This is a genomic window from Mycobacterium sp. NGS61 (genome assembly GCF_059812325.1).
In genome coordinates, this window is record NZ_JCALCL010000025.1 from 1 (window position 1) to 5356 (window position 5356).

Annotated in this window: 1 protein-coding gene; it reads left to right on the forward strand. The window is 69.2% G+C overall.

From position 1 onward, the window contains the following. Positions 1-5356: SDR family NAD(P)-dependent oxidoreductase (locus AC5Y3Z_RS25490; protein WP_499919717.1), on the forward strand; the 5356-nt coding region annotated here is incomplete at both ends.

Sequence of the window (5356 nt, forward strand, 5' to 3'; positions counted from 1 at the left end):
ATCGGTCGCGCTGCTCAGCGAGCCGCAGCCGTGGCCGGAGCGTGAGCAGGCCCGCCGTGCGGCGGTCTCGTCGTTCGGGATCAGTGGCACCAACGCGCACGTCATCGTCGAATCGGTACCGCCGGCCCCACCCCGGGAGCCCGATCCGGTGCGATCCGCGGTGCCGTGGGCACTGTCGGCCAAATCGGCGGCGGCCCTGCGGGCGCAGGCCGCCCGGCTGGCCGAGCACGTAACCGCCCACTCCGAACTGGATGTCGCCGACATCGGCTGGACGCTGGCGGGACGGACGTCCTTCGAGCACCGGGCGGTGGTGGTCGCCGATGACCGCGCTGGGCTGCTGAGCGGGCTGGCGGAAGTGGTGCAGGGGGACCTGGCCGGCACCGTCACCCAGGGTGTGGCCCGACCCGCCGGCAAGACCGTTTTCGTCTTCCCCGGCCAAGGCTCCCAGTGGGTGGGGATGGGTGTCGACTTACTCGATACGGCACCAGCTTTCGCCCGCCAGATCGAAGCATGCGCCGAGGTTTTCGCCGAATTCGTGGACTGGTCGTTGATCGACGTCCTGCGGGGCGCACCCGGTGCGCCCGGACTGGACCGGGTCGACGTCGTGCAGCCGGTGCTGTTCGCGGTGATGGTGTCATTGGCCGAGCTGTGGAAATCGCTCGGCGTCCGGCCCGACGCCGTGATCGGTCACTCGCAGGGCGAGATCGCCGCGGCCTGCGTTGCGGGCGCATTGTCATTACGGGACGCCGCCCGGGTGGTCACGCTGCGCAGCAAGCTGCTCACCGGTCTGACCGGTCCCAGCGGCATGGTGTCCATCGCGTGCGACCTGGATCAGGTGCGGGAGTTGTTGGCGCCGTTCGGTGATCGAGTCGACGTCGCGGCGGTCAACGGGCCGGCGGCCGTGGTGGTGTCCGGGGACGCCGCCGCGCTCGAGGACCTGATTGCGCTCTGCACGGATCGCGAGCTGCGGGTGCGACGCATCGACGTCGACTACGCGTCGCATTCGGCCGAGGTCGAGGCGATCCGCGAGGAACTCACCACCGCGCTGGCCGGGATCGAGCCTGCCTCGTCGCGCACCACGTTCTTCTCCACCGTCACCGGAAACCGGCTGGACACAGCCGAGTTGGATGCCGACTACTGGTACCGCAACATTCGCCAACCCGTCCAGCTGGACCAAGCGGTACGCAGCGCATCCGAACACGGGTTCCGGGTGTTCATCGAGTCCAGCCCGCACCCGGCGCTGATCGCCGGCATCGAAGGCACCCTCGACGACTGTCTGGCCGGCGACGCGGAGCCGACCGTGGTGCCCACCTTGGGGCGCGAAGACGGTGGGTTGCGGCGGTTCCTGTCCTCGGCGGCGTCCGCCTACGTCGCGGGGGTGGCGGTGGACTGGCGCGGCGCGCTGGACGGTGCCGGTTTCGTGGAGTTGCCGACGTATGCCTTTGACAGGCGGCGGTTCTGGCTGTCCAGCGAGGCCTTTGACGCCGACGCTTCCGGTTTGGGACTGGTCGCCAGCGAACACCCGCTGATGCGCGCGGTGGTCGAGTTGCCGGCCTCGGGTGGGGTGGTCCTGACAGGTCGCCTGTCGCTGACCTCCCAGAGTTGGCTCGCCGATCACGCCGTGTCCGGGATGGTGGTGTTTCCCGGGACCGGATTTGTGGAGTTGGCGATCCGCGCCGGCGACGAAGTCGGCTGTTCGGTGGTCGACGAGCTGACCCTGCGATCGCCGTTGGTGATCCCCGCCGCCAATCCCATTGCGGTGCAGGTGGTTGTGGGTGCCGCCGCCGAAGAAGGCGGGCGGCGCAGCGTCTCGATCTACTCCCACGGCGACGTCGACGGTGCCTGGGTGTGCCACGCCGAGGGAACGCTGAGCGCCGGCGACGCCGAGCCGGGGGCCGATCTGTCGGTGTGGCCGCCGGCGGGTGCCGTCCCGATCGACGTCGCAGACGGCTACGAGCGGCTGGCCGAGCACGGTTACGGCTACGGTCCGGCGTTTCGCGGGTTGACCGCGTTGTGGGCCCGGGGCGAGGAGTTGTTCGCCGAGGTGAGTCTGCCGGAAACGGCGGGTGGTTCAACGGGTTTCGGGGTGCATCCGGCGTTGCTGGACGCCGCCCTGCACGCGGCGGTGCTGGCCAACCCGGCCGCCGAGGTCCTGCTGCCGTTCTCCTGGCAGGGCGTGTCGTTGCACGCCGCGGGTGCTTCTGCGGTGCGGGCCCGGATCGCGCCGGTCGGGCCATCGGCGGTGTCGGTCGAGCTGGCTGACGGGTTGGGTCTACCGGTGTTGTCGGTCGCGGCCATGGCGGCCCGTCCGATCACCGAGCAGCGGCTGCGGGCGGCGGTCGCCGGGGCCGGACCGGACCGGCTGTTCGAAATGGTCTGGGCGCCGGCCGCCTCTGTGGGTGCCGAGGTGCCGACCTTCGAGATCTTTGAATCCATTGCCGAATCCGTTGGCGCAGAAGACGACCCGGTGACTGCAAGCTACGAACGCACCCATCGCGCGTTGGCTGCGGTCCAGGCTTGGCTGACCGACCAAGAATCCGGAACGCTGGTGGTCGCGACCCGACGCGCTGTGGCGTTGCCGGGAGAAGACATCACCGACCTGGCGGGCGCGGCGGTGTGGGGTCTGGTGCGCTCTGCGCAGACGGAGAACCCCGGGCGGCTGGTCTTGGTTGATTCCGATGCGCCGCTTGACGATTCGACGATAGTCACGGCATTGACGGTCGGTGAGCCCCAGGTGGTGCTGCGCGAGGCGCAGGCCTACACGCCGCGGGTGCGCGCCAGTCGTGCCGTCGACGGCATCTTGGAACCGCCCAACGACGGCCCGTGGCGGCTGGGACTCAGCAGTGCCGGCACCTTCGAGAACCTGCGTCTGGAACCGGTGCCGAACGCCGACGCGCCGTTGCAGCCCGGTCACGTCCGGGTCGCCCTGCGCGCCATCGCGGCCAACTTCCGCGACATCATGATCACGTTGGGCATGTTCACCCATGAAGCGCTGCTCGGTGGCGAGGGCGCGGGCGTCGTCGTCGAAATCGGGCCCGGCGTCACCGATTTCGCGGTCGGCGACTCGGTGTACGGATTCTTCCCCGACACCAGTGGCACCCTGGTTCCCGGCGACGTCCGACTCCTGCTGCCGATGCCTTCGGATTGGACATACGCCGAAGCGGCCGCCATCTCCGCCGTCTTCACCACCGCGTGGTTCGCGTTCGTGGACCTCGCCGCTGCCAAGCCCGGGCAGCGGGTCCTGATCCATGCCGCCGCCGGTGGGGTGGGCATGGCTGCCACCCAGCTGGCTCGACACCTGGGCCTGGAGGTGTTCGGCACCGCCAGCAAGGGCAAGTGGGACACGCTGCGGGCCATGGGTTTTGACGATGATCACATTGGCGATTCGCGCAGCCTGGAGTTCGAGGAGAAGTTCCGCAGCATCACCGGTGCGGCCGGATTCGACATCGTGCTGGACTCGCTGGCCGGCGAATTCGTCGACGCGTCCCTGCGATTGGTGGCCCCCGGCGGTATCTTCCTGGAGATGGGCAAGACCGACATCCGCGACCCGGGTGCGATCGCACAGCAGTATCCGGGTGTGCGCTACCGGGCCTTCGACCTATTCGAGCCCGGCCGTCCTCGTATGCACCAGTACATGCTCGAACTCGCCGAACTCTTCGACGCCGGCGTGCTGCGGCCACTGCCGGTGACGACGTTCGACGTGCGCCGTGCCCCGGCGGCACTGCGTTATCTGAGCCAGGCGCGCCACATCGGCAAGGTCGTCATGATGCTGCCCGATGTGTGGGCGCAGGGCACCGTGCTGATCACCGGCGGCACCGGGATGGCCGGTTCGGCCCTGGCGCGCCACGTCGTGACCCGGCACGGGGTGCGCCATCTGGTGCTGCTCAGCCGGCGCGGCCCGGATGCACCGGGCGCCGCGGAACTCACAGCCGAACTGGAGGCTGCGGGTGCCCAGGTGCAGGTGGTGGCCTGCGATGCTGCCGACCGGCCGGCGCTGGCCAAGGTGATCGCCGACATTCCGGTGCAACGGCCGCTGTCCGCGGTGATCCACGCGACCGGCGTGCTCGACGACGCCGTCGTCACCTCCCTGACACCCGAGCGGATCGATCCGGTGCTGCGTGCCAAGATCGACGCTGCCTGGAACCTGCACGAGCTGACGCGCGACCTCAATGTGGGGGCGTTCGTGATGTTTTCGTCGATGGCGGGCCTGGTGGGCTCGTCGGGGCAGGCCAACTATTCGGCGGCCAACTGCTTCCTGGACGCGTTGGCCGCCCACCGCCGCGCGCACGGACTGCCCGCCATGTCGCTGGGGTGGGGGTTGTGGGAGCAGGCCAGCGCCATGACCGGCGGGCTGGACGCTGCCGACCGGGCGCGCCTGGGCCGCGAAGGCGTGCTGGCGCTGTCCTCCGAGGAGGCGCTGGAGCTGTTCGACACCGCGCTGATCGTCGACGAGCCATTCCTGGCGCCCGCCCGGCTGGATCTGTCCGCACTGCGGGCACACGCGACCGCGGTCCCACCCATGTTCCGCGATCTGGTGCATGCATCGTCCCGCCGTCAGGTCGACGACTCACTGGCCGCCGCCAGGTCGAAATCCGCACTCGCGCAACGGTTGCAAAGCCTGCCCGAGTCTGAACAGCATGCCCTGCTGCTGGACCTGGTGCGATCGCACATCGCCACCGTGCTGGGAAATGTGACCGCCGAGGCCGTCGACCCCGACAAGGCGTTCCAGGAGTTGGGTTTCGACTCACTGACCGCGGTGGAAATGCGCAACCGGCTGAAAACCGCCACCGGGCTCTCGCTGTCGCCCACCCTGATCTTCGACTACCCCACGCCCAACGGCTTGGCCACCTATATCCGCACCGAACTCGCCGGTATGCCCCAGGAAGTCAAACACGTGCCCGCGGTGCGTGCGACGGGGGAGGATCAGATCGCGATCGTGGGCATGTCCTGCCGCTACCCGGGTGGAGTGGCTTCGCCAGAAGAGCTGTGGGACATGCTGATCCAGGGCCGCGACGTGCTCACCGACTTCCCGACCGACCGCGGCTGGGATCTGGCCGGTCTGTACAACCCGGACCCCGACGTCGCGGGCACCTGTTACACCCGCACCGGTGGTTTCGTGGACGGTGTCGCCGACTTCGATCCGGTCTTCTTCGGCATCGGGCCCAGCGAGGCGCTGGCGATGGACCCCCAACAGCGGCTGTTCCTGGAGCTGTCGTGGGAAGCGTTGGAGCGCACCGGGATTGATCCGGCGAAATTGCGGGGCAGCGCTACGGGCGTGTTCGCCGGGGTATACACCCAGGGCTACGGGATCGGCGCGACGCAGACCGCCGAGGGTTTCCGGCTGACCGGCCAGTCT